The 20,112-nt window shown below is 68.4% G+C and carries 21 protein-coding genes; 9 read left to right on the forward strand and 12 right to left on the reverse strand.

The window, feature by feature from the left end; all coding sequences use genetic code 11:
• The first annotated feature begins 1,194 nt into the window (after positions 1-1,194).
• The gene (locus IE265_RS37285; RefSeq protein WP_190040235.1) at positions 1,195-1,620 is read left to right on the forward strand and encodes a hypothetical protein; all 426 of its coding nucleotides are present in this window, start codon (positions 1,195-1,197) and stop codon (positions 1,618-1,620) included.
• Positions 1,621-1,746: 126 nt separating this feature from the next.
• Here IE265_RS37285 and IE265_RS37290 read toward each other — a convergent pair whose 3' ends face one another.
• From IE265_RS37290 to rpmG, 8 genes are all read right to left on the reverse strand, one after another.
• The gene (locus IE265_RS37290; protein ID WP_190040236.1) at positions 1,747-1,950 is read right to left on the reverse strand and encodes a hypothetical protein; all 204 of its coding nucleotides are present in this window, start codon (positions 1,948-1,950) and stop codon (positions 1,747-1,749) included.
• A 214-nt stretch (positions 1,951-2,164) separates the two neighbouring features.
• A complete protein-coding gene (locus IE265_RS37295) occupies positions 2,165-2,662 on the reverse strand; it encodes a hypothetical protein (RefSeq protein ID WP_190040237.1) in 498 nt (165 codons plus the stop codon).
• A 312-nt stretch (positions 2,663-2,974) separates the two neighbouring features.
• The gene (locus IE265_RS37300; protein ID WP_190040255.1) at positions 2,975-3,163 is read right to left on the reverse strand and encodes a hypothetical protein; all 189 of its coding nucleotides are present in this window, start codon (positions 3,161-3,163) and stop codon (positions 2,975-2,977) included.
• Between the two features lie 102 nt (positions 3,164-3,265).
• Positions 3,266-4,279: a TerC family protein gene (locus IE265_RS37305; RefSeq protein ID WP_190040238.1), complete on the reverse strand. Its 1,014-nt coding sequence runs from the start codon at positions 4,277-4,279 to the stop codon at positions 3,266-3,268.
• 366 nt (positions 4,280-4,645) lie between these two features.
• Positions 4,646-4,885: a 30S ribosomal protein S18 gene (rpsR, locus tag IE265_RS37310; RefSeq protein ID WP_190040239.1), complete on the reverse strand. Its 240-nt coding sequence runs from the start codon at positions 4,883-4,885 to the stop codon at positions 4,646-4,648.
• Between the two features lie 49 nt (positions 4,886-4,934).
• Positions 4,935-6,071, reverse strand: coding sequence for a CobW family GTP-binding protein (locus IE265_RS37315; protein WP_373303116.1), 1,137 nt, complete (start codon positions 6,069-6,071; stop codon positions 4,935-4,937).
• A gap of 17 nt (positions 6,072-6,088) precedes the next feature.
• Positions 6,089-6,343, reverse strand: coding sequence for a type B 50S ribosomal protein L31 (locus IE265_RS37320; RefSeq protein ID WP_190040241.1), 255 nt, complete (start codon positions 6,341-6,343; stop codon positions 6,089-6,091).
• A 37-nt stretch (positions 6,344-6,380) separates the two neighbouring features.
• Positions 6,381-6,545 carry a 50S ribosomal protein L33 gene (gene rpmG, locus IE265_RS37325; protein WP_190040242.1) on the reverse strand — a complete coding sequence of 55 codons (165 nt, stop codon included), beginning with the start codon at positions 6,543-6,545 and terminating at the stop codon, positions 6,381-6,383.
• Between the two features lie 68 nt (positions 6,546-6,613).
• On the opposite strand from rpmG, the gene rpmB reads away from it, so the two are divergent.
• The 3 genes from rpmB (at position 6,614) to IE265_RS37340 (ending at position 8,376) form a co-directional block, all read left to right on the forward strand.
• Entirely contained in the window at positions 6,614-6,850 is a 237-nt protein-coding gene (gene rpmB, locus IE265_RS37330; RefSeq protein WP_190040243.1) for a 50S ribosomal protein L28, read from the forward strand.
• Positions 6,850-7,155 (forward strand): 30S ribosomal protein S14, encoded by a 306-nt coding sequence (gene rpsN / locus IE265_RS37335; protein WP_190040244.1) that lies wholly within the window; start codon positions 6,850-6,852, stop codon positions 7,153-7,155. Before rpmB ends, rpsN begins: the two co-directional genes overlap by 1 nt.
• A gap of 735 nt (positions 7,156-7,890) precedes the next feature.
• Positions 7,891-8,376: a hypothetical protein gene (locus IE265_RS37340; RefSeq protein ID WP_190040245.1), complete on the forward strand. Its 486-nt coding sequence runs from the start codon at positions 7,891-7,893 to the stop codon at positions 8,374-8,376.
• Between the two features lie 279 nt (positions 8,377-8,655).
• On the opposite strand, the gene IE265_RS37345 is transcribed toward IE265_RS37340, so the two are convergent.
• Complete coding sequence (locus IE265_RS37345; protein WP_190040246.1) at positions 8,656-9,177, reverse strand: hypothetical protein; 522 nt, start codon at positions 9,175-9,177, stop codon at positions 8,656-8,658.
• A 506-nt stretch (positions 9,178-9,683) separates the two neighbouring features.
• Positions 9,684-10,721, reverse strand: coding sequence for a LacI family DNA-binding transcriptional regulator (locus tag IE265_RS37350; protein ID WP_190040247.1), 1,038 nt, complete (start codon positions 10,719-10,721; stop codon positions 9,684-9,686).
• A 330-nt stretch (positions 10,722-11,051) separates the two neighbouring features.
• On the opposite strand from IE265_RS37350, the gene IE265_RS37355 reads away from it, so the two are divergent.
• The 4 genes from IE265_RS37355 to IE265_RS37370 all read left to right on the forward strand — a co-directional run bounded on the left by IE265_RS37355 (position 11,052) and on the right by IE265_RS37370 (position 17,476).
• Complete coding sequence (locus tag IE265_RS37355) at positions 11,052-11,996, forward strand: carbohydrate ABC transporter permease (protein ID WP_190040248.1); 945 nt, start codon at positions 11,052-11,054, stop codon at positions 11,994-11,996.
• Positions 11,993-12,814: a carbohydrate ABC transporter permease gene (locus tag IE265_RS37360; RefSeq protein WP_190040249.1), complete on the forward strand. Its 822-nt coding sequence runs from the start codon at positions 11,993-11,995 to the stop codon at positions 12,812-12,814. The genes IE265_RS37355 and IE265_RS37360 overlap by 4 nt, the downstream gene beginning before the upstream one ends.
• 97 nt (positions 12,815-12,911) lie before the next feature.
• Positions 12,912-14,168 carry an ABC transporter substrate-binding protein gene (locus IE265_RS37365; RefSeq protein ID WP_190040250.1) on the forward strand — a complete coding sequence of 419 codons (1,257 nt, stop codon included), beginning with the start codon at positions 12,912-12,914 and terminating at the stop codon, positions 14,166-14,168.
• Positions 14,169-14,269: 101 nt separating this feature from the next.
• Entirely contained in the window at positions 14,270-17,476 is a 3,207-nt protein-coding gene (locus IE265_RS37370; protein WP_190040251.1) for a family 78 glycoside hydrolase catalytic domain, read from the forward strand.
• Between the two features lie 304 nt (positions 17,477-17,780).
• On the opposite strand, the gene IE265_RS37375 is transcribed toward IE265_RS37370, so the two are convergent.
• A complete protein-coding gene (locus IE265_RS37375; protein ID WP_190040252.1) occupies positions 17,781-18,764 on the reverse strand; it encodes a zinc-dependent alcohol dehydrogenase family protein in 984 nt (327 codons plus the stop codon).
• An 87-nt stretch (positions 18,765-18,851) separates the two neighbouring features.
• Here IE265_RS37375 and IE265_RS37380 point away from each other — a divergent pair, with 87 nt between their 5' ends.
• Complete coding sequence (locus tag IE265_RS37380) at positions 18,852-19,235, forward strand: winged helix-turn-helix transcriptional regulator (protein ID WP_190040253.1); 384 nt, start codon at positions 18,852-18,854, stop codon at positions 19,233-19,235.
• A 139-nt stretch (positions 19,236-19,374) separates the two neighbouring features.
• Here IE265_RS37380 and IE265_RS37385 read toward each other — a convergent pair whose 3' ends face one another.
• Positions 19,375-19,722 carry a DUF1330 domain-containing protein gene (locus tag IE265_RS37385; protein WP_190040254.1) on the reverse strand — a complete coding sequence of 116 codons (348 nt, stop codon included), beginning with the start codon at positions 19,720-19,722 and terminating at the stop codon, positions 19,375-19,377.
• Between the last annotated feature and the right edge of the window lie 390 nt (positions 19,723-20,112).

The following is a 20,112-nucleotide window of genomic DNA, read 5'->3' on the forward strand; positions in this document are numbered from 1 at the left end:
TGCGAATCGCCGCATGAAATAAACGGTCAGAAGCCCGTCCGGAAAACGCGAGGCCCCTCAGGCGTCGGAAGGTGCCGCGCAGGAGCTTGCCGTTTGACCTCGGCGCGAGATGAGTCGGGCGAGTGCCTCTGCGGGTCGGCAGAGCCGCGCAAGAGTGGGCTCAGGGCCACGAACCGGTGGACGCTGATTCGTGGCCCTGCTCCTTGCCCGGGATCGCTGGGGCGTCTTCCCGTAGGCGGTGCGGAGGTATCAGCGGCGGACCGGCCCTCGGGCTATCAGCGGCACTGGTCTGGTCAGGCGACAAGGAGGCCACCCGGACCAGGACTCTCGCGGCGGCGTGCTTCGCGGTCTCCTCGTATCGCCTGCGCTCAGCCTGTCCTCTAGCCTCACTCCTGGAAGGGGTGGGTATCGATCAGACGGGCTTCGAGTCCATCAGGTACTCAGCCGGATGTCAGGACTGCGGTGCAGAGTTGGAGTGCTGGGGCGTCCAAGCACTGGTCAACGGCTCCTTGCGCTGGGACTCGGAGTCCAGGTGTTCAGCCTGCGGGTTCGTACTGGCCGACTGCGGCGGTGATCTGCCTTCCGAACTACGAGGTCGGCTGCTCTCCGAGCGGGGACCAGCCCGCCTCCAGGTGCATCCATCAGCGAGGAACGCCGCGATCATGCGGGTTCTCCGGGCAGAACTTGGCGCTGGCCTGTCGGAAGTCAAGATCCTGCTGAGGGAGGTCTTGGCGGGAGCCCACTCAGGCACGATGCCTGAGATGCAGTTCCTGGCCAGCAAGCTGCGGGAGTCTGGCGTCGATGCTGTTGCCGTTCGGCCGTAGAGGACCTGACCTGGCTATCCAGTTGACACTCCGGGGTTTGGTCCGACCTTGTGGTGTGCCGGGTGGGTGGATGTCCTGCCGGTGGCAAGGGAAGTTGAAGCACCGCCGAGTTCTGAGGCCAGCCGGCGAATACGGTGGCGTCGCCGCCGGGGATGGGCCGAACTCGATGAGCACTTCGACAAACGCAAGGTGGAGCTCGGGAAGTGCTTTCGACCGTACGGCACTCCCTGCCGACACGAACACTCCTGCATCCGCGCAGGCCGAGGCGGCCAGGCTCACTCGACGTGCGGTTACCGCTCTGGGCCTGGCTCGACCACGAAGCCAGTGATCATCGGTGTCCATCAGTCTCGGCAACGTCTAGCCTGCACCAATGCGCCATCTCGTCGTACCTTTCGCACTCAACGCACTTCGGCGTGGTCGTTCGATTGAGCAGTTCCTGGGAGCGGCAGGGACCCCGGAAGCTCCCGGCATCCGATGGGCCGAGTTGCGGCCCACGGCCGAAGGCTTCGCCCTGGTGGTTCACTTGGCCCAGGACATCGGTGGCGAGGGCTCCTACGACCTGGTCGAATTCCCGTCCTTCGAGCGCGAGGACGGCGAAGAGGACTTCGGTTGCCAGATCGCCGTTGTCGATGAGCCCCTGGCTGCCCTGACCATCGCCGAGAAGAGGCTCGGTGCCGGCCGTGACCGATGGGTCAATCAGGGAATGGCCGGTGACGAGTACCGGGACTACGTGCGAGCAGGACGGCCACCCTGCCTCTCAGCGAGCCAGTCAGAGGCTGAATGCCCGGAGACCTGAACGGCCTACTGCTTCGCACTGTCCAGCTCTGCCACCGCCAGCACGCATGCTGCTCCCGATGGAGTGAAGTGCAGAGAAGGCGCAGTTCCGGTTCCCGCAGACGACCGAGGCCGTGATCGGTGCGGGTCAAGTATCTCGGCGGCTCTTGTTACGGCCCTGCTCGGCCGGTTCGATGCCGACGGCCTGCTCCAGTACGCCGGTCGCATCACCGCTTTGAACCCGGGCGTCCGCCAAGCCCTGGACGGGGTCGGCCACCGGCGCCATCCCGTGTGGCTGGAGCGTGTCAGGAGCGATCTGGCTCCCGGTGATGTGCCGCTGTTCGGGCAGCAACCCTGAACTTGGTCAACTGCCCTTCCGGCCACTGTTCAGTGCGGCTCGGCGCCCGACTCCAGCCCCACCCGTCCGAATCCGCGCTGCGTCGCCCGCTTGGCGTCCTCACCGCCAGCCTCGCCGTCACGTACGCCGCCCGGAGCCTGTACCTCCGCGCCCGACGATGAACGTGCTCTGCGAGATGACCGGTCGTTCGCTCGTATCGGTGGGCGGGTCACCAGATGGTGCCGAAGAACCGCGTCCACCACGTGGGCCGCGTTGCGAAGGGTTCGAGCGCGCTGGGGCCCTCGTAGTCGCTCTCCAGTAGTTCTTCGGGGACGCTCACGTAGCCGAGTTCGGCCAGTGCCTGCTCCACCGTGGCGAGGTCGGCCATGTCCAGCACGCCCTCCTCGCGGGCCTCCTCCGTGCCGAGGTAGGCCCCGGGATTGTCGGCACAGACCTCGGCGAGGGAGCCGAACTTGCTCACGCAGACCACGATCCGCGTTCCGCAGATCGTGGCTTCCGCGGGTACGTGGATGCGCCCGTACTCGCTGGAGTCCTGGCTGTCCCGCTCGGACTCGCACGGGGCTTCGAAGTCGGCTTCGAGTCGACGGATCAGCCCGTCGAACGCCAGGCCGATCTCGGCGCGGTCGTAGTGCAGCGGTTGTTCCAGTCGCTCGGGGTCGTCGAGCTCGCGCATGAGGGCCAGCAAGGTCGTCTCGCTCAACGTCATCCGCCCATCCTGCCGCCCGGCAAACGGCAGCGGAGCAGACTTCTCACGATCAATCTCGGTCCGTCAGGACGTGAACACGTCCATCCGTACGCCGTACATGACTCGGCAGGTTCACGCCAGCGTCGAGGGTGGCGACGCTGCTGGACGCCCACCCGACACCGCTGCTCGTCGGCGCCGGCATGGTGCGCCTTCAAGCCTTCTGCGGTGCGAACCGGTGGGCGGGCGGGTGACGGCCGCGATCGTGTGGGCCGGCATTCCCCGGAGGGGATCCGGCGGGCCGCCCGATCTGACGGGTCGGCCCGCTGATCGTCGTTACCGGGCGGGGGAGTGCTTGTGGGCGGGGTCCAGTCGGAACTCGGGGCAGCTGCGGTTCTGGCATGCGCCCGGGCCCCAGACCGGGACGAACACGCCGAGGGTCTTGTGGCGGTGGACTGCGGCCAGTACGGACTTCTTGCAGGTCGGACACACGTACGCTTCGGGCTTGCGCTTCATTTTGACCATTTCTTTACTATATGCCCGTATTCGCGTGTCGGAAAGTCCCCTGTTTTCTTCGCGGGACCGAGTGTGGGCGGGGTTCGGCGTCTCGGCTGCTGAACCGGGGGACTAGGAGTCGCCCGCCGCAGGTGGTGAGCTGGGCTTTTCGGGGGTGTCTCCCTGCCCGTCGGTCTGTTCCGCCGCATCTGCCGGGGGAGGCCTGGTGAGGCTGAGCAGGACGGAACCTGCCAGGACGACGACGATGACTGCGAGGCTGATCAGTGAGGGGATTTCCGGGATGGCGGGGCTGATCGTCTTGTGGGATGCCTGGAGGATGAGCTTGACGCCGATGAAGGCGAGGATGATCGCGAGGCCCTTGCTCAGGTAGTGGAAGCGGTCCAGGAGGCCCGCGAGCATGAAGTACAGCGCCCGCAGGCCGAGGATGGCGAAAGCGTTGCTGGTGTAGACGATGAAGGCGTCGTCGCTGACCGCGAGGACGGCTGGGACGCTGTCGACTGCGAAGACCAGGTCGGCTGCCTCGATCGCCGCGACGACCGCAAGCAGTGGGGTGGCCATCCGTTTGCCGGCCTCTTTGACGAAGAACTTCGCTCCGGCGTACTCGTCCCGTACCGGCATGATCTTGCGGAGCATCCGTACGGCGAAGCTCCTGCCCGGGTCGAAGCTTTCCTCCTCGTCCTTGAGGAGCTTGTACGTGCTCCAGAAGAGGATCGCAGCGAAGGCGAACAGCACCGCGGTGAAGCGGCTGACAACGGCCACGCCGAGGGAGAGGAAGATCCCGCGGAAGACGAGCGCGCCCATGACGCCGAAGAACAGCACGCGGTGCTGGTACTCGCGGGGCACCTTGAAGTAGGCGAAGATCACGGCGAAGACGAAGAGGTTGTCCACCGACAGGCTCTTCTCCAGAAGCCAAGCGGTGGTGTACTCGGTGCCGGCTGTCGGGCCGAGAACCAGGAAGACGACAGCGCCGAAGATCAGGGCGAGGCTCACCCACAGGGCACTCCAGGCTGCTGCTTCCTTGAAGCCGATGACGTGCGCGGTGCGGTGGGACAGCAGGTCCACCGCCAGCGACACGACCACCGTCGCGGCGAACGCCCCCCACAGCCAAAGTGGGACCTCGAGCACGCTCAACACCTTCAGTGTGGCCCGCGCGAATTGCGCCGGCCCCTATACAGGAGTGTCCGGCATTGTCCCGCCGGGGGCATGCGGAGCGGGTGGTGATTGATGCGGCCGCAACCATCATCGCGCGCACCCGGCTCCAGGCTCCCGGCTCCCGTGCGAACGTGCGACCGAGGTGGCATCTTCGGCCGGCCGGGGGTCCTCGACTCACCTGTTCAGCTGTCTCCGGGGACGCTGCGCTCTGCGGGGTGCTTCCAGGAGCCGGGGCAACTGGTCTCCACGCCGGTGGGCAGCCAGTGGTCGAGGCGCTCGCGGTGATGTGCGGCAGCCAGTCGTCGGGCTTGGGCGAGGGAGGTCGTGTGTCACGCATGGTCAACGGGCTGTGTGTGGCAGGAGCGCCATCTCCCGGGCGTTCTTGATCGCTGTGGCGATCTGCCGTTGCTGCTGGGCCGTGACTCGAGTGACGCGGCGGCTGCGGATCTTCCCGCGGTCGGAGATGAAGCGCCGCAGCAAGTCGGTGTCCTTGTAGTCGATGTACGTGATTCCGGCCGCGTCCAGGGGGTTGGGGCGGGACTTGAGCGGCGGCTTGCGGGGGTCGTGGCGGCGTGCCATGGGTCCTCCTGCTTCGGTGCTGATGTCGAACGGGTGTCTGTTGCGGGGTCTACGAGACGGGGTCGAGGAGGGAGTCGAACGCGGCCGGCAGGTGCTTCCACGCCTCGGGACCGGCGGCGTACTCGTCGTCGGTGAGCAGGCAGGACTCGAGAAGCTGTGACAGGCCGTCGCGGTCGAGGCCGGGAGAGGTGAAGACGAGGTGCTGGCAGCAGTCGCCGTGCTCGGGATGCCAGTCCAGTGCGGCGGCGGCTCGGTGCATCGGGGGCACCATGTCCCACGCGGCGTCCGCCAGGGAGGCCAGCCAGGGCCCGGCGTTCTCCACGCAGAGCGCGCCGCCTGCGGCGTCCCAGGAGAGCAGGGTGTCGGGCCGGTCGGCGAGCCAGAACCGGCCGCGGCTGCGGGCGGCGCTGCAGCAGAGGTCTTCCAGTGCCTGGTAGAGGCGTTCGGGGTGGAAGGGGCGGCGGCGGTGCCAGACGAGGGTGGTGACCCCGGCCTCCTCCGCTTCATGAGGCAGCCGAGCGCAGGCCGGGTGCTGGGCGGCGGCCGCCGCCTCCACATCGAAGCCGGCGAAGGCCAGTTGGGCGAGTTCGCGCGATCCGGCGGGCACCCGGCGGGCGGTCGGGTGGAGCTGGGCGAGGAGTGCGCGGTCCCCGTCGTCGGCCTCATCGCTGTCGACGAGAGCGAGCACGGGCGCGTACTCCAGTTGCCGGGCCCAGGTGTCGCCGACCGTGCGCTGGTCGGTGGCCGCGGCGGCGAGCCCGGCCTCGGCCAGGTCGTCGCCGTTGGCGAGACAGGGCAGTACGAGCGCGGGGTCGACGGCGGTCATCACGTTGGTGAGTTCGAGGGCGTCACCGCCGTGGGCGGCGACGACCTCCGCCATCGTCCTGGGCTCGACGGAGTCCCACAGCTCGACGATCGCGAGTCTGGTCACACCGTCGGCGGCCATGCGTTCCAGCTCGGGGACCAGGTCCTCGCGCAGCGCGCAGCAGGCGCAGTCGTTGACGAGCGGGGCGTCGCCGCACGACAACTGGCCCGAGGCGTCGCGCACCAGGCGCCGCAGGGTGCCTTCGGCCGCGCCGGCCAGGTCATGGTGGAGGGCGACACTGCCGGGGACGCTTCGCAGGAGCCGGTCGACAACTTCCTTGCGGGCGTCGGAATGGAGCCCACCGACGATCACGACGGGCATTCGGGGCTGGTTCCGCATCAGTTGGCCCCGCGCCGGCCGTAGCGGCGCTCGAACTGCTCGACGCGTCCTGCGGTGTCCAGGACGCGGGCGGTGCCTGTGTAGAAGGGGTGGCTCGCGTTCGAGATCTCGACGTCGACGACGGGGTAGGTGTTGCCGTCGGCCCACTCGACGGTCTTGTCGCTGGTGGCGGTGGAGCGGGTGAGGAATGCGGAGCCGGCGGCCTTGTCGCGGAAGACGACGGGGCCGTACGGGGGGTGAATTCCGGGCTTCATGGCGTGGTCCTTCAATGCAGGGGGCGGGGTCGAGGGGTCAGCGTTCTTCGCGGAAGGCGACGTGCTTGCGGGCGATCGGGTCGAACTTGCGCAGGACCATGCGGTCGGGATCGTTCCGCCGGTTCTTGCGGGTGACGTAGGTGTAGCCGGTCCCGGCGGTGGAGCGGAGCTTGACGATCGGGCGTACTTCGTTGCGGGCCATGAGCGCTAGTATATGACAATGGTTTCCATTTCCAAAGAGGAGCCGTCCGAAGAGAGGCAGGTAACACCTTGTCCGCCCACTGCCAACTGACAGGAGCCCAGCCGGGCTTCGGCAACAACATCTCCCACTCGCACCGACGTACGTCCCGGCGCTTCGACCCCAACACCCAGCGCAAGCGGTACTGGCTGCCCAGCGAGGGCAGGCACGTACGTCTGACCCTCAGCGCCAAGGCGATCAAGACGATCGACAACATCGGGATCGAGGCGGCCGTGGCCCGCATCCGCGCCCGCGGGGAGAAGGTCTGATGGCCAAGCAGAGCAAGATCGCGAAGAACGAGAAGCGCAAGACGATCGTGGCGCGGTACGCCGTCCGCAGGGCCGAGTTGAAGGAGGTCATCCGCCGCCCGGACACCCCGGAGGCGGAGCGGACCGCTGCTCTGGCGGAGCTCCGGAGGCAACCGCGTGATGCGAGCGCGACCCGGGTACGCAACCGGGACAGCGTGGACGGCCGACCGCGGGGACACCTGCGGCGGTTCGGATTGTCCCGCGTCCGAATGCGCGAGCAGGCCCACGCCGGATTCCTCCCCGGAGTCACCAAGTCGTCCTGGTGACGGTCCCGTTCCGACAGCGGATCGACTGCTGCTGGTCGTGACTCGGCGGAGTCACGACCAGCAGCCCCCATCGGCCCGCACGTGGACGAGCGCGTGTCCGGCCACGACTCAGATCCCGCGGAAGGCGGACGCCGCAGGTCGCTTCTCCGTGCGCGGCAGCCGGCACGGCCGTTCATGGCTCCCTCCGCACGGGTGGGCAGGCGGACGGGATGCCCGCCGCGTGGAAGCCGGTCGCACCGCGGCGCCGATCCGTCCGTCGACTGGGAGCCTGTCGATGTACGGGACGGGCGGCTCAGGGTGTCTCCGGAGGGGGCGACGTCAAGCCGGCAAAGCGGCGGAAGTGGTACTCAGGGCGCCGCGTGGGTTCCGGATGCCGGTCACGTGTGCAGGCGCCGACAGTCGGTGAGCCAGGCTCAACGGCAAGACGCAGACGGTCCGGAGCCCGTTGAGCCACGCATCACATCGACCTGCGGTGGTCGGGCCCATGGTCGGGGTTCGGCGAGCGGTGGTTGGGCGTGTGGTCGGGGTCGTACAGGCCACGGTCAGAGTGTCGGCGTGCTGGGACTGGCAGGCGGCGTGCATCATCTGGGGCAGCAGTGACGGAACTCGTAAAGATGCTGTCCAGGACGCCGCAGACGCGTCGGGAAGGTGGCTGAGGGGGCCCTCCGCCCAGGTTGCCGGCTCTTGGAGGTAATCCGTTGCTCTGTTGGAATGGTGCATACGTAGGATCACGTCATGACTGCCGATGCCCCGCTCACCCGAGAGTCGTTCCGGCGCCTCCACCCGATCAGCTCGCCCAGGCCTTTGCCCCAGTTGCCCGATCGTGTCTGGACCGACGAGGACTGGGACCGGATCCAGCGCGGATATCGAGCGCGGGACATGGATGAGAAGTGGAACATCTTCGTCGAAGGCGATGTCGTCCTCATGCACCGGAGTTGGACCGGTCGAGGCGTCTACGAGGCGTCCTTCGCCCCGGTGGCGGGTGGTGGCAGGAGGATCACCTCTGCCGTGGTGGAGGCAGATGGCGAGCGCTATCGGAGCAGGGGCGACGAGTACGACCGTCTGATGCTGGAACTCGTCATCAGCGCGGTCGTCCTTGGTGAGCCGGCCACCGGCCTTCGGACCGGACTCGTGGAGCTGACTGCTCGGGCTTCGGGAAAGAGCGATCTGCCCTCGGGTGTGGTGCAGCACAGCGTTCTGGGATTGCGTTCTGGATCGTGAGCTCTGCAGCCAGGCGAGTGCTGCTACGACCTCGGGTTCTGTGACTGGATCACGGTTTGCAGGCGCAGGATCTCGCCGTGTGCTGCGGCCAGTCGTTGCTCGAGTCCTTGCGCGCGCTCGCGGTGGGTGGTGCGCGCACGGCGGAGGGCTTCGGCAGGGGTATGCATCACAGTGCCGTCGCCGGTTGAGGGTTGTGGTCTCGCGCCCTCAGCAGCACGGTTACCCGTTGCCTGGCTACCCGGAATGGAGAGCCAGTGTGTAAAGCCGGGCGGGCACTCGTCACAAGACCGTACGCAGATCCACTACCGGCAGAGCCCCGGAAAGGCCCGGACTCAGATGGTCGCGGTGGCGGCCCTCGGCGAACAAGTCTCGTAAGTACATTCCGGGGAAGTCCAGCACGTCACGTCGGCCGGCTACAGCGATCCGGACTCGGTGGACGCTGTCGCCGTCGCGGATGATCAGGTCGCACCAGTCCGGCTCCGGTGCTTCAAGGCCGAGCACGGTGATGTGATCGTCGGCCATCTGCCGGATCCACGTAGCAAGGTCTTCCAGAAGCCAGGCCAGGGTCATCCACGGCGGCGCGTCGATAGCGGGCTGCCAGTCGTGTTCCCGTCGGCCCGCGCGTCCCGGCTGCGGTGGCTCACCATCGGCATAGAGAGGCGGTTGTGGAGGACCATCGGTCTCGGTGAATGTGATCTGCCGAGACCCGATGGTGAGTGCGGAGATGCGGAAGCGGTCTGGGCCCAACTCGAAGGCGACTTCCGAGGCGTGAGTCAGGAACTCGCTGTCCGGGGTGGCCACATGTTCCCCTTCCACGGGATGCGGACCGCCTTGGCACCACGGGCCACGACGGCCCGTACGGGCTGGGACGTACTGCGACTTGATGCAGGAAGCAACGTACCGGTACTGGGCTTCCCGCGGCGGACTCCGGACGCACCCGCGGGGGAAGCTTGTAGATCCCGATCAGTCTTTCGATCTCGGCGTCTCCGCCTTCGTCATCACCGCACTGTCCCTGGCCGCCACGCTTCGTCAGTTGGCCGCCCAGCTCCGCACGGGCCGCGAACCCGGCTCCGCCGTCGGCGACTCCAAGCAGCCCCCGATGTGCACCGGTCCACCTGGCCGGCCTGATCCCTCGACGCCGGCCTCGGCTGGTCCTGTTCCTTGAGCGAGCCCGCAACGAAGCGCGGGAGCGGAGCTGTTGCACACCAGCATCCCCGTCCCTGGGGCCGCAGGCGAGGTGGTCGAGGCAACTCGCCCGATCGCCAAGTGTCGGACCGGGGCAGCCTTTCCCGGTCGCGCTCCGCTGCTCACCGGGCCGCGGGCGCGGTGGAGTTGCGGACGATGAGGGTGGGGGAGAGCTTGACCTGGACGGTCGGTCTGCCCCGCTCGGTGATGCGGTCCAGCAGGAGGCGGGCGGCGTTGGCGCCGATGTCGTTCCCCGCTTGGTCGACGCTGGTGAGTGAGATCGAACGCAGCGCGGCGAACGAGGTGTTGTCGTAGCCGGTGAGGGAGATGTCCTCCGGGACGGAGAGCTTGGCCTCGGCCAGCGCTTCCAGCACACCCATCGCCACGAAGTCCGAGCCGGCGAAGATCGCTGTGGGGCGGCGCTTGCGGGCGAGCAGTTGTTGCGCCCCGAGGTAGCCGCCCTCCTGGGTGTAGCTGGTGGAGACGATGTCCGTCTCGTCCGCGAGGCCCCGTTCCCGCATGGCCCGCCGGTAGCCCTCGGAGCGCTGGGTGTTGGGCATCTCCGCGATGCGGGTCGGATCGGTTTCGAGGTGTTCGATGTGCGCGATGCGGCGGTGTCCCAGATCGGCGAGGTGACGGACGATCAGCGCGGCCCCCGCGATGTCGTCGTCGGCCACGGTGTCGTATCGCGGCGAGTGCCCGTGCCGGCCGACGACCACGGTCGGCACGAGGTTCGCCAGGTGTTCGAGGTGGGACCGCGGTGACACGGGCGCGACCAGGATCAGGCCGTCCATGCCGCGGTCGACCATCGCTTCGGTGACGCGGGCTTCCGCTTCCTCGCCGTTGCAGCCCGGCCCGAGCAGGACCTGGTAGTCGGTGTCCTTGAACCAGTCGGTCACCCCGTCGACGATGTCCGGGAAGAACGGGTTGCGGATGTCGGGGAGCATGATGCCGATCGTGTACGTCTGCCCGCGCAGGCCCCGGGCGGCCGCGTACGGGCGGTACCCCAGCTCGGCGATCGACCGCTGCACCTTCTCCCGCATCGCGGGACTGGCGCCATAGGCGTTGCGCAGCACTTTCGACACGGCGGTCGTCGAGACCTGCGCGTGGCGCGCCACGTCGACGATCGTCACGCGCCGGGACTGCGCGGGCGGCTCCATCCGGCTGCCTCCATCGTGGGGAACGTTGCCGCAGAGTGTAGGGCCACCGTTCCGAAAGTGTGATCCCTCGGATCGGCTCAAGCATGCCGCGCTGTCGTTCCGGGTCATGAAGACGCAGCTTGCAGAACATCTTGACGTGACAGGGGGTGGATCCTAGGGTCGGCGCAGCTCGTGGGAAACGTTACCCATTCCATGCCCGGCACGACCCGGTCCACGGCCGTTCCAGTACGTCGATCCAACGATGTCGCGCAGAGACTCCTGCGGCGCAGTTTTCCGGTGCACCGTCGGCGATCTCATTGAAACGTTTCATTCAAGGTGGGTTCGCCAGTGATGATTGCTCCGACCGATCAACCCGGGAAGCCGGTCGTTCCCGTTCCGGTCTCCGCACGCGCCCCGGTGCGCCGGTCGCGGACGGCCTCGACCGGGTGGTTCCTGCTCCCCGCGATGCTGCTGTTCGTCTTCGTGGTGCTGGTGCCGAGTGCCCGCGGGGTCTATTACGCCTTCACCGACTGGGACGGCCTCGACCCCGACTTCTCCTTCGTCGGCCTGGACAACTTCACCGACCTGACCCGCGACGACGACGCGGTCCAGGCCATCTGGCACACGCTGCTCATCGCCCTGGCCATCACCGTCATCCAGAACCTCATCGGGCTCCTGCTCGCGCTCGGCGTGAACAGCGCGATCAAGTCCCGCAATCTCCTGCGGGTGTTCCTGTTCGCGCCCGCTGTGATCACGCAGATCGTGACGGCGTACCTGTGGCGCAACCTCCTGGGCCCCGACGGCGCGGTCAACGGTCTGCTGGGTGGCGTCGGACTGGAGTCATGGCAGCAGAACTGGCTGGGCGACCCGGACACCGCACTGTGGTCGGTGGTGGGCGTCACGGTCTGGCAGTACGCCGGCTACTCGATGGTGATCTTCCTGGCCGGCCTGCAGTCCGTCCCCGCCGAGATCCACGAGGCCGCGGCCATCGACGGCGCCGGCCCGGTCCGCCGCTTCTGGTCCGTCACCCGGCCGCTGCTCACACCGGCGCTCACCATCAACCTGATGCTGTCGAGCATCGGCGGCCTCAAGCTCTTCGACCAGGTGTACGCCCTTACCGGCGGCGGCCCCGGACACGCCACCGACACCCTCTCCACGCTGATCTACAAAGACGCCTTCACCCTCGGGGAGTTCGGCTACAGCATCGCGCTCGCCGTCGTCCTGACCCTCGTCGTCGCCGTCGTCTCCACCGGCCAGTACTTCATGCTGGCCCGCAACGAAAAGGCCGCGTCGTGAGCCGCTACCGCCCCCGCACCCTCGCCCTGGAACTCGTCATGGCCGCCGCGGCCCTGGTGGTGGCGTTCCCGGTGTACATCCTCGTCAACCTGGCCGTCCGGGCCCCCTCGGACACCTCTTCACCGATCCGGCCCACCACCTCGCCCACCTTCGACAACTTCTCGCAGGCATGGCGGCAGGGCGCGCTCGGCGGCGCACTGGCCAACAGCCTCCTCGTCACGACGGTCAGTGTCGTGGTCGTCCTGGCCGTCTCCGCTCTCGCCGCCTACCCCCTGGCCCGGATCACCACCCGCTGGTCGCGCGCCACCTACCTGCTGATCATGCTCGGCCTGGTCCTGCCCTTCCAACTGGCGTCACTGCCGCTCTACCACACCATGCGCGACCTTCAACTGCTCGGCAGTCCTTGGGCGTTGATCCTGTTCCACTGCGGCCTGCAGGTGCCGTTCACCGTGTTCCTCTACACCGGATTCCTGCGCGCGATGCCCCGCGACTTCGAGGACGCCGCCCGGATCGACGGCTGCACACCCCTGCAGGGCTTCCGCCATGTCGTCCTGCCCATGCTCAGGCCGATCACCGTGACCGCACTCGTCCTCAACACCGTCGCCGTCTGGAACGACTTCTTCACCCCGCTGCTGTACCTCAGCGGCAGCGCCCAGCAGACCATGCCGGTCGCCATCGCCGGCTTCGTCGGCCAGTACGTCACCGACTGGAACCTCATCTTCGCCGCACTGGTGATCAGCATCGTGCCGGTCCTGGCCGTCTACCTCGCGCTCCAACGCAGCATCATCAACGGCTTCGCCGGCGGACTGCGGGGGTGACACACCTCCGCCGAGCCGCCCGCACGCCCCGCAGCCCCTGCACTCCGAGGGCGCTGTCCCGCCCATCCCACCGCAGTTCCTCCTCGCAGGAGACATCATGAAGACCCTACGAGCCGCCCTCGCCGCGACCGCCTCCGTCACGCTGCTCGCCGCCTGCAGCGGCGGCACCGAAGCAGGAGACGGAAAGGACTCCCAGACCCTCACCCTCGCCTCCGTCGACCAGGGCTCGGTCGAAGACGTCGTCAAGGCCTTCGAGAAGGCCAACCCGGGCGTCAAGGTCCGGTACACCACCAGCGGCGCCGACCAGTACCAGCAGCAGATCCGTACCCAGTTGTCCTCGGGCACCGCCCCCGACGTGATGTCGGTCTGGCCCGGCAACGGCAACCCGGCCGCCACCCATGTGCTGGCCGAGCCGGGCTACCTGCGAGACCTCTCGGACCGCCCCTGGGCCGCGAAACTGCCGGCCGCCACCAAGAGCGTCGCCCAGTACGACGGCAAGACCTACAACGCGCTCTTCGGGCAGAACGGCATCGGCGCCGTCTACAACCAGCAGGCCCTGACCGCATCCGGCCTCACCGCCCCCACCACCTGGACCGAACTTCTGACGTTCTGCAAGGACGCCGCCGCCAGGAAGACCCCCGCCTTCGCGCTCGGACTCCAGGACAACTGGGTCACGCAGATCGTGCAGTACGCCCTGGTCGCCACGACCGTCTACGGGCCCGACCGGGACTTCGACCAGAAGATGCAGGCAGGGCAGGCGACCTTCGCCGACTCCGCGTGGAGTGCTGCCATGGACAAGTACCGGACCATGGAGAAGGAGGGCTGCTTCCAGAAGAACCCCCTCGGCACGAACTACGAGGCCAGTCAGCAACTCGCGGCCACTGGCAAGACGTTGGGCATCGTGCAGGGCAACTGGGTGATCGCCCTGCTCAAGGAGAAGAACCCGAAGGGGACCTTCACCCTCAAGCCCCTGCCCGCCGACGACAAGGCGGACGACGCCCTCATGCCCGCTGCGGCGGGGGCGGGCTACGGCGTCAACGCGAAGGCGAAGAACGAGGAACTCGCCCTGAAATGGGTCGACTTCGTGATGTCGCCGAAGGGCATGAACCTGTACGTGAAGAAGCAGGGCGGCCTGCCCACCCTGCCCGACACGGGCTACACCGTCGACCCGTCACTGACCGAGCTGTCGCGCTTCATCACCGACGACCGGACCGTGCCGTTCATGGACCAGCTCTGGCCCAACGCCAAGGTGCAGCAGACCATGCTCAGCGGCCTGCAGGAGATCTTCAGCGGCCAGGCCGAGCCGAAGGACGTCCTCGAAGCCATGGACGCCGACTACGAGGCCGGCTCCTGACCGACTGAACGGCGCCCGCGCGCCCGCCGACGGCGACCTCACGCCACATCCCGTGCGGCGACGCCACCACACCACCCCCTCCGCACACAAGGAGCTTCAGCATGTCCGCAGAGCCACGCGACCCCCTCAGCCGCAGGCACGTCGTGGCAGTCATGGTCGCCGGAACGGCCGGCATGACGGTCCCCCTCGTGACCGCAGGCCCAGCCACCGCCGCACAAGCCCGTGGAGCGTCCGTGACCGCTGCCGTCGTCGACCTCGCCGTCAACGGACGTCTCGACGAACCGCTGGGTGTCGACGACACCACCCCGAGGCTCAGTTGGCGGGCGGCCACCGGCCGGCAGGCATGGAAGCAGGCCGCCTACCAGGTCCGCGCCGCCCGCACAGCACGTGAACTCGCCCGCGGGCCCCACCTGTGGGATTCCGGCAAGGTCCAGTCCGACGCCCAGAACGACATACCGTGGCGCGGTCGCGCCCTCCGCTCCCGCCAAGAGGTGCTGTGGCAGGTCAGAGCCTGGGACGACCAGGGGCACGCCACCGCCTGGAGCCGCCCCGCCACCTGGGAGACGGGCCTGCTCAAGCGCGCCGACTGGGGTACCGCCGAGTGGATCGAGCACCCCACCCGCGGTGTCGGCGACCCGCTGCCGATCTTCGCCCGGGCATTCTCCGTCGACCGCCACAGCTCAAGGATCACCAAAGCGCGGCTGTACTTGTCCGGTGTCGGCCTGCACATCGCCCGAGTCAACGGCAACCGGGTCACCGACGAGGTCCTCGCCCCGGGCAACTCCAACTATCAGCTGTCCACCGAGTACCGCGCCTACGACGTGACCGACCTCGTGCGCCCCGGTACCAACGTGATCGGTGTCGAGCTCGGACACGGCACCGCACTGGTCACGCGATCCGTCACCAACCCCGCCACCGGCCGAACCGCCCCCTACAGCTGGTGGCAGAGCCAGACCAAGGGCAGCGGCACCCTCACGGCTCCGGCCGCGGCCGGGGACCGTACCGTCAAGCTGAGTGCGGTGGCCGGCTACCACGTCGGCGGCACGATCAACATCGACACGGGTGACGGCGGCGAGCGGCTCGAATCACGCACCATCACCGCCGTCGGCACCGCCGGAGCCGACGGAACCGGGATCACCTTCCAGCCCGCCCTCAAGAAGGCCCACACCGCCACCGCAACCGTCACCGGCTCGGGCAACTCCCTCGCGAGCACCGACCCCAGCGCAGGCGCGGCCGTCACGCCCCGAATGATCGCCCGACTCGAAATCACCATGAGCGACGGCTCCGTCGAGACCGTCGTCAGCGACCGCGCGTGGAGGACGGCACTGGGGCCGACCACGACGAACAACTGGTACTCGGGCACCGACCACGACGCGCGGCGCGAACAAGCCGGTTGGAGCGAAGCCCACGCCGACCTCGGCAGGAACGCCCGCCGACGCGACGGCTCACCCGTCGGCTGGGTCGCCGCCGGCATCGCCCCGCCGCCCAACCTGACCACCGAACTCGTATGGCGTGCGGGGGAACCGGTGAAGATCGCCGACCGGTTCCGTCCCGTCTCCGTCGCCCAACCGCAGCCAGGCGTCTGGGTCTTCGACTTCGGCCAGAACTTCGCCGGATGGCCCCAACTGACCCTGGAGGGAAAGGTTCCCGCCGGTACGACCGTCAAGATGCAGCCCGCGGAACCCCTCAACGCCGACGGCACCGTCAACCAGGACTCCATCATGGGCGGCGGCGGAGGCCGCGGCACCAACGTCTTCGCGGCGTACACAGCACACGGCGCCACCGAGGACGAGACCTGGCATCCCGAACTCAACTACTTCGGTATGCAATGGGTGCAGGTCACCGGCCTGCCCGACGGATACGAGCCCACCGCCGAGACCCTCACGGGCCTGCAGTTGCACGCCGCCACCCCCGTCGCGGGCAGCCTGCGCACGTCGAACGACCGGATCAACCGGATCCACCGCATGTCCCGGTACTCGATCATGAGCAACCTGATGTCCACGTTCACGGACTGCCCCGGCCGCGAGAAGCTCGCCTACCCCGCGGACTACCTGCAGCCCTTCCACTCCCTGCACCGCCACTTCGGATACGCGGCCTACCTGCGAACCATGGAACGCCACCTGGCGGACGGCCAGTCCAAGGCCGGCGACAACATCGGCAACGTCGCCCTCAAGGCACCCGTGTACGACTGGGGGTACACCGGCCGCTTCGGGGACGAGATCAACTGGGGCAACGGCATCGTCCTCACCCCCTGGTTCCTCTACGAGACCTACGGCGACACCCGGACCATGGCCCGCCACTACGCGCAGATGCAGGCGTTCCTGACCTACATCAGGACCCGGAAGGCAGGCACCGGCGCCGACGCCCACATCGTCGACGCGGCCCTCGCCGACTGGATCGCCGCCGAGACCACCTCGGGCCGCATCACCGGCACCTGGGGCTACCACCAGGTCGCCGACCGCATGGCGAGGATGGCCGCGCTGCTGGGACGCAGCGCGGACGCCGCCGAGTACCGCGCGCTGGCCGACAACATCAGGACCGCGTTCAACGACGCGTTCTACAACAGGACCCTGGGCCGGTACACCAGCCAGGGTCCACAGGGCACGGAGGGGGCGACGCAGGCCGCCCAGGCACTGGCGCTCGACGAAGGACTCGTCCCGGCCGACCAGCGCGCCCGTGTCCTCGACGCCCTGGTCGAACTGGTCGAAGGCTTCCATCCCTCCGGCGGCGGCCCGCACTTCAGCGGCGGCACCATCGGCCTGGCACCGATCGTCCGCGCCCTGATGGACGGCCGACGGGACGACATCCTCTGGAGGGTCCTGCAGGAGGACACCCAGCCCAGCTACGGGTTCTTCATGGCGCCCACGACCGCCAACCCCGGGGGCCTGACGACCATTCCGGAGGAGTGGGGCATCCGGAACTCCAAGAACCACATGATCCTCCTCCAGATCGAGGAGTGGTTCCACGGCGGCCTGGCCGGAATCCGGCAGGCCCCCGGCTCGGGCGGCTACCGAAAGCTGGTCATCGACCCGAGGCCCGTCGGAGACCTCACCCACGTCGACGGCACCTACCGGACCCCGTACGGCGAGGCCGCGTCGGAGTGGACACTGAAGGACGGCACCTTCCGCCTGACCGTCCGCATCCCACCGAACACCACCGCCGAGGTACGGGTCCCCAAGGGCACCCGTACCTCCCGGGACGTGCCCGGCGGCGCCGATTTCCTGCGCACCGAGGGGGACCGCGCCGTCTACACGGTCCCCTCAGGCACGTACACCTTCACCGCACGAGGCGTGCGCGCAGGCGCGTAGACATGTCGCCCACTCCTGCGGGCGGTGTGTCGGCGGAGCGCTGCGGCTCCGCGGGCACACGCCCGCAGGAGCGGCTGCGTATCGGGTCATTCGCCGCTGCCAGGTCGGGCGCGGGGGATCGACCCCCGCCCGCCAGCCCGAAAGCCCTGCCGGCTCCTGGACCGTGCGGCAGACCTTTGCCCGGAGCCTCCTGGGAGAGGACCGTCGCCCTGGCTGCCGAAGCCGTCCGCGACCGCATTCGCTGCCTGTCGCGTGAGAGCGAGACAGCAGTGCTGGCCCTGGAGGCGGCTTCTCGTGGGCTGTCCTAGACCGTGACGACGATCTTCTTCCCGCCGTGGAGACCCTTCTCGAGGTGGCGGTGTGCCTCGACGACGTCGTCGAGGGCGAACACCCTGTCGACGGCGGGCCGCAGCGCACCGAGGCGTACACCGGCGTTGAGGAAGGCCGTCATGCGGTTCACCACGACGGCGTCGAGGGTGTGCTCGAAGCTCCGGTAGCTGAAGACCGTGAGCGGCGTGCTTGTCGGGACGGGTGTGGGACGGGGGTCCAGGAAGCCCGCGGCGACCAGCGTTCCGCCGGGGCGGGCCGCCTTGAGGAGATCCTGCTGGCCGGGGCCCATGACCATGTCGAGGACGATGTCGGCGCCCCGTCCGCCGGTGTGCCGGCGGACGGCTTCGGCGACGTCCTCATGGTCGGTGGCGATGACCGCGGTGGCGCCGGCGGCGAGCAGGTCGTCCTTCCTCGTCGTGTGCCGAGTCACGGCGATGGGTACGGCGCCGATCTGATTGGCGATCTGCTTGGCCGCCCGGCCGACGCCGCCGGACGCGCCGGCGATCAGGACGTGGTCGCCGGGCCGCATGCTCGCCTTCTCGACGAGCGCGCCGTAGGCGGTGGAGTACGCGACCCAGATCGCTGCCGCCTCCGTGATGCCGAGCCCGGCCGGCCGGGCGACGACCTGGCTCGCGGGGAGTGTGGTGTATTCGGCGTAGCTGCCGTTGACGCTCGCGTTCGGAACGGCGGCGAGGATGATCGGATCGCCGACCCTCAGCCCGGTGGTCTCGGTGCCCAGCGCGTCGATGACGCCGGTTCCCTCGACCCCCAGGCGGGCGTGTGGCAGGGGGACGATCGCGGGCGATGTGCCGGAACGCATCATCCGGTCGAGCGGGTTGACGGCGAACGCTTCGATCCTGACCCGAACCTCGCCGGCGGCGGGTTCGACGACCGGCTCCTCGACGACGTGCATGACATCCGGCCCGCCGAACTCGTCGAACACGACGACTCGTGGCATGGTGACTCCTTCGCGACTGCGGCTGGTCTTCTTGCTCGCGAAGGACGCTACGGAGCCGTGCGTTACCTTTTGGTACCTTCGGTTGTCATGCAGAACGTGGATGGAGCGGCCTTTCTCGCTGATTGCCCCACGCGCCTGGCGGTCGAGATCCTCTCCGACAAATGGGCCGTGCTGGTGATCTTCGGGCTCAGCCATCAGCCTCGCAGGCACGGTGAACTCGTCGACCTGATCGGCGGTATCTCACGCAAGGTCCTCACCCAGACACTGCGCCGACTCCAGCAGTACGGTCTGGTCGAACGCCGTGCCGAGACGCCACGGCGGGTCGAGTACAGCCTCACCGACCTCGGCCGGACCCTCGTCGAGCCCATCGAGGTCCTGACGCGCTGGGCGAGGGACCACGGCGGGGCCATCGTCGACTTCCAGGAGGCGGCGGAAGCCGCGACTGCCGCCCGTGTTCGCGCCGCGGGTTGATCTTGGCGCTGCGTGGCCTCGCTGGTGGGACACCGTGAGCCGGGTGGGGCTTTTGATATCCGGCACCTTCCGTAAGCAGTCGCGACCACGGACGGAAGGGCCGAGGTGACAGTCCGCTGCGGCCTGCCCGGGCCCGGGCTCAATCGGCGGGCAGGGCCTCCCGCATGGCTTTCGCGGTGGCCGTCGCGTCGTAGTCCCCGGGGACACCTTCGACCAGGATGATGTCGCCCTCGATGTGCCGTGAGCGCAGCGGTGCGATCTCCTGGTATGCGGGGGAGTCCCACCAGGCCCGCGCCTCGGCAATCCCGGGGAAGCCGATCAGCACCACGTGCCCCGGCCAGTTTCCCTCCTTCACCTCATGCTGCGTGGCGTGCACCAGGAAGCGGCCGCCGTACGGCTCGAAGGTGGCGGGAATGCGCTCGATGTACTCGGCGATCTCCGGGTGTGGAGCGGCCTCTTGCAGGTGGGCTATGGCGTAGGCGGGCATTGCGTCCTTTCCGGTCGGTCGGGCTCCGTACACGGATGATCGTGGCATCCGGACGGGCCGGGGTCGATGACCTGGCAGGTAATCGACCCCGGGCCGGCAGCGCCGCCCTGCCGCGTCGGTCGGCGGTGCGCCGCGGGCTTCCGCGTTCGGACATCGCCCCGTGGTCTTCGCGGTTCGGGCGGTACGCGTCGTCGATGCGCACGCACACCGGTCGGGTGCGCGGCGCGTGCATCAGAAGGCGGTTGCGCAGCCCTTGCGTATGCGGATTGCGCAGACGGATTGCGCAGCCGCTGCGCAGACACCTGAACTGCTGTGGTCGGGCCTGTGGGGTGGATTCGAGGGATCGTTGCAACACGGCGTGAGTTGATCAAGCAGCGAGCAGTTTATGCA

This window comes from Streptomyces fructofermentans (assembly GCF_014651055.1).
Lineage (GTDB): Bacteria > Actinomycetota > Actinomycetes > Streptomycetales > Streptomycetaceae > Streptomyces > Streptomyces fructofermentans.